Raw genomic sequence first — 3,482 nt, forward strand, 5'->3', positions numbered from 1 at the left:
CGTCGGTCTCCAAAACCGAAGGTTGTAGGTTCGATTCCTACTGCCCCTGCCACCTGAAAAGGTGGAATTTCAAGCCCGCTAGACACTAGCGGGCTTCCTTGTCTGATAAGAGTCCTTCTGAAGAGGGCTCAACAAAGGTTTCAAGCCGTATGGCAACGTCCGAAGTTCAAACTGTGAGTGCTGCTGGTGACAAGATGCGCCTGGCTTTGGCCGTGTTGCTCGTCATGGGTGGTTTGGTTGCCTATTACATGTTGTCCGCCCATGGCAGTTTGGCCCAATGGGGCGGCTTGTTGGTGGCGTTGATCGCGGCGGCTGTGGTGTATTTCACGTCCGAGTCCGGTCGCCAGTTGATTGGTTTTGGGCGCGATGCCGTGCGCGAAACCAAAAAAGTGGTGTGGCCTGAGCGCAAGGAAGCCTTGCAGATCACTTTGTATGTATTTGCCTTTGTGGTGGTGATGGCCTTGTTCCTTTGGCTCACTGACAAAACTCTGGAATGGGTTTTTTACGATCTGATTCTCGGGTGGAAAAAATAATGAACGATGTTGTAGTCAACGCGGCCATGGCCGGCTCTTCGACCAACCCCGACCTGAAATGGTACGTGGTTCATGCTTATTCGGGGATGGAAAAAGCAGTCGAGCGCAACATCATCGAGCGCATCACGCGTTCGGGCATGGAAACAAAATTTGGCCGCATTTTGGTGCCCACCGAAGAGGTGGTTGAGATTAAAAATGGCCAAAAACGGACCACGGAACGCAAGTTTTTCCCTGGCTATGTATTGGTTGAAATGATCATGGACGACGAAACTTGGCATTTGGTCAAGCACACCAACAAAGTCACCGGCTTTGTGGGTGGGGCTAAAAACCGACCAGCGCCGATTTCTGAGGCTGATGTCGCCAAAATCGTCAACCAGATGCAAGAAGGCACTGACAAGCCACGCCACAAGGTGGAGTTTGAAGTCGGTGAATACATCCGCGTCAAAGAAGGCCCGTTCACGGACTTCAATGGCACGGTGGAAGAAGTCAATTACGAGCGCAACAAGATGCGTGTGTCGGTCACGATCTTTGGTCGCGCCACACCGGTTGAACTCGAATTCGGTCAAGTCGAAAAGACCTGATCGTTTTCACTTTTCCGAACTTGCGCTTCCCGACTCGGCGCTGGTTCTTGATCTTGAGTCGTTAACCCCGGGGAGCTGAGGATCAAACGATCCCAAGCGTTACAACCCGCAAGGAGAAAAGCATGGCGAAAAAAATCGTCGGCTTCATCAAGCTGCAAGTGCCAGCTGGTAAAGCCAATCCATCACCACCTATTGGTCCAGCATTGGGTCAACGTGGTTTGAACATCATGGAATTCTGCAAGGCGTTCAACGCCCAGACCCAAGGCGTCGAGCCGGGCCTGCCATTGCCTGTGGTCATCACAGCGTTTGCAGACAAATCCTTCACCTTCATCATCAAGACGCCACCTGCAGCGACTTTGATCAAGAAGGCCATCAAGATCGACAAAGCTTCTACCAAACCAGGTTTGGAAAAAGTGGGCAAGATCACCCGCGCTCAGCTCGAAGAAATTGCCAACGCCAAGATGAAAGATCTGACCGCTGCCGATCTGGACGCAGCCGTTCGCACCATCGCTGGTACTGCCCGTTCCATGGGCGTGAATGTGGAGGGCGTGTAAATGTCCAAACTCACCAAAAAACAAAAAGCCCTCGTTGGCAAAGTGGACAGCCTGAAGCTGTACGCCTTGGCTGATGCTTTGACCATGGTCAAAGAGTGCGCCACTGCCAAGTTCGACGAGTCGATCGACGTGGCTGTGCAGCTCGGTATCGATGCCAAGAAGTCTGACCAAGTCGTGCGTGGCGCGGTCGTGTTGCCTAACGGCACCGGCAAGACCGCCCGTGTGGCCGTGTTCGCCCAAGGCGCCAAAGCTGAAGAAGCCCTGGCCGCTGGTGCAGACGTGGTCGGTATGGACGACCTGGCTGCCCGCGTGAAAGCTGGCGACATGCCTTTCGACGTGGTCATTGCCGCACCTGACGCGATGCGTGTGGTCGGTACCTTGGGTCAAATTTTGGGCCCACGTGGTCTGATGCCTAACCCCAAAGTGGGCACTGTGACGCCTGACGTGGCGACAGCTGTGCGCAATGCCAAAGCCGGTCAAGTTCAGTTCCGCGTGGACAAAGCCGGTATCGTGCATGGCACGATTGGCCGCCGTTCTTTCGACACAGACAAGTTGCAAGGCAACTTGGCCGCCCTGGTTGAAGCTTTGGTGAAGGCCAAGCCAGCCACAAGCAAAGGTGTTTACCTGCGCAAAATTGCGGTGTCTTCGACCATGGGTGTGGGCGTTCGCGTCGACACACAATCCATCGCAGCTTGATGGCGATAGAAATTTGAGCCATCCGATAGGCTGGCTCAATGTGGTGGGCTGCTGATCTTGTAAAAGAAAGGCAGGTCATCCAAGACCGTTGGTGCACACCCGATGTGCTTAATCGACAAACCGCCAAGTTCGCTTGAAAGTTTGGGCCAACGCAGATGGCGATCCCGCTGCAGATGGATGAAGATCCAAAACAGTTGGTCGCTGCAAATAGGCGTGTTCAAGGGGCAACCCGGACAACACATATAAAGGAGTAGACCTTGAGTCTGAATCGCAGTGAGAAAGAAGCGGTCATTTCCGAAGTGACCGAACTCGCCGCTAAAGCTCAAACGCTGGTGATAGCGGAGTACCGTGGCATCACGGTCGCTGACATGACCAACCTGCGCGTCAAAGCTCGTAGCCTCGGCGTTTCGCTGACGGTGTTGAAAAACACCTTGGCCCGCCGTGCTGTGACAGGTACGCAGTTTGAAGTTGTCGCCGACCAAATGACCGGTCCGCTGATCTATGGCTTTTCTGAAGATGCAGTAGCCGCCGCGAAAGTGGTGACTGACTTTGCGAAAACCAACGACAAGTTGGTCATTCGTGCAGGTGCATTTGCAGGCAAAGCTTTGGACGTGAACAGCGTTAAGCAATTGGCAAGCATCCCTTCGAAAGAAGTTTTGTTGGCCCAGTTGTGTGGCTTGTTGATGTCGCCAATGTCCCGCACCGCCGTGGTGTTGGGTGCTCTGGCGGCCAAAAAAGGCGAAGGCGAAGCTGTTGCCGCTTAAGGCCAGCGTTCGTGTTTTAACCAATTGTTAGGAAATAAAAATGGCATTCGATAAAGACGCATTTTTGACCGCGCTGGACAGCATGACGGTCATGGAACTCAACGAACTGGTGAAAGCCATCGAAGAGAAATTTGGCGTGAGCGCTGCCGCTATGGCCGCTCCTGCTGCTGCCGGTGGTGGCGGTGCTGCTGCTGCTGAAGAGCAGACAGAATTCAACGTTGTCTTGTTGGAAACTGGCGCAAACAAAGTGTCCGTGATTAAAGCTGTGCGCGAAATCACCGGTCTGGGCTTGAAAGAAGCCAAAGACTTGGTGGACGGCGCTCCTAAAGCAGTCAAAGAAGCCCTGCCAAAAGC

At 53.6% G+C, this 3,482-nt stretch carries 6 protein-coding genes; all 6 read left to right on the forward strand.

Going from position 1 to position 3,482, the window contains the following annotated elements; translation table 11 throughout:
- Positions 1 to 149: 149 nt before the first annotated feature.
- The gene (gene secE / locus Q0341_RS00390; RefSeq protein ID WP_299509747.1) at positions 150 to 533 is read left to right on the forward strand and encodes a preprotein translocase subunit SecE; all 384 of its coding nucleotides are present in this window, start codon (positions 150 to 152) and stop codon (positions 531 to 533) included.
- The gene (nusG, locus tag Q0341_RS00395) at positions 533 to 1,114 is read left to right on the forward strand and encodes a transcription termination/antitermination protein NusG (protein ID WP_299509750.1); all 582 of its coding nucleotides are present in this window, start codon (positions 533 to 535) and stop codon (positions 1,112 to 1,114) included. Before secE ends, nusG begins: the two co-directional genes overlap by 1 nt.
- A gap of 122 nt (positions 1,115 to 1,236) precedes the next feature.
- A complete protein-coding gene (gene rplK / locus Q0341_RS00400) occupies positions 1,237 to 1,668 on the forward strand; it encodes a 50S ribosomal protein L11 (protein WP_299509752.1) in 432 nt (143 codons plus the stop codon).
- Positions 1,669 to 2,364 carry a 50S ribosomal protein L1 gene (gene rplA / locus Q0341_RS00405; protein WP_299509754.1) on the forward strand — a complete coding sequence of 232 codons (696 nt, stop codon included), beginning with the start codon at positions 1,669 to 1,671 and terminating at the stop codon, positions 2,362 to 2,364. It abuts the gene before it with no gap.
- Positions 2,365 to 2,621: 257 nt separating this feature from the next.
- Positions 2,622 to 3,128: a 50S ribosomal protein L10 gene (gene rplJ / locus Q0341_RS00410; protein WP_299509755.1), complete on the forward strand. Its 507-nt coding sequence runs from the start codon at positions 2,622 to 2,624 to the stop codon at positions 3,126 to 3,128.
- Between the two features lie 40 nt (positions 3,129 to 3,168).
- Positions 3,169 to 3,482 (forward strand): 50S ribosomal protein L7/L12 (rplL, locus tag Q0341_RS00415; RefSeq protein ID WP_299509757.1); only part of this gene is annotated, 314 nt, incomplete at its 3' end.

The organism is uncultured Limnohabitans sp. (genome assembly GCF_937889215.1).
Lineage (GTDB): Bacteria > Pseudomonadota > Gammaproteobacteria > Burkholderiales > Burkholderiaceae_C > Limnohabitans_A.

What these genes read in the sequence shown, in the direction of transcription:
- rplK (WP_299509752.1), top strand. Translation starts at nt 1,237, where the DNA reads ATGGCGAAAAAAATCGTCGGCTTCATCAAGCTGCAAGTGCCAGCTGGT.
- secE (WP_299509747.1), top strand. Translation starts at nt 150, where the DNA reads ATGGCAACGTCCGAAGTTCAAACTGTGAGTGCTGCTGGTGACAAGATG.
- rplA (WP_299509754.1), top strand. Translation starts at nt 1,669, where the DNA reads ATGTCCAAACTCACCAAAAAACAAAAAGCCCTCGTTGGCAAAGTGGAC.
- nusG (WP_299509750.1), top strand. Translation starts at nt 533, where the DNA reads ATGAACGATGTTGTAGTCAACGCGGCCATGGCCGGCTCTTCGACCAAC.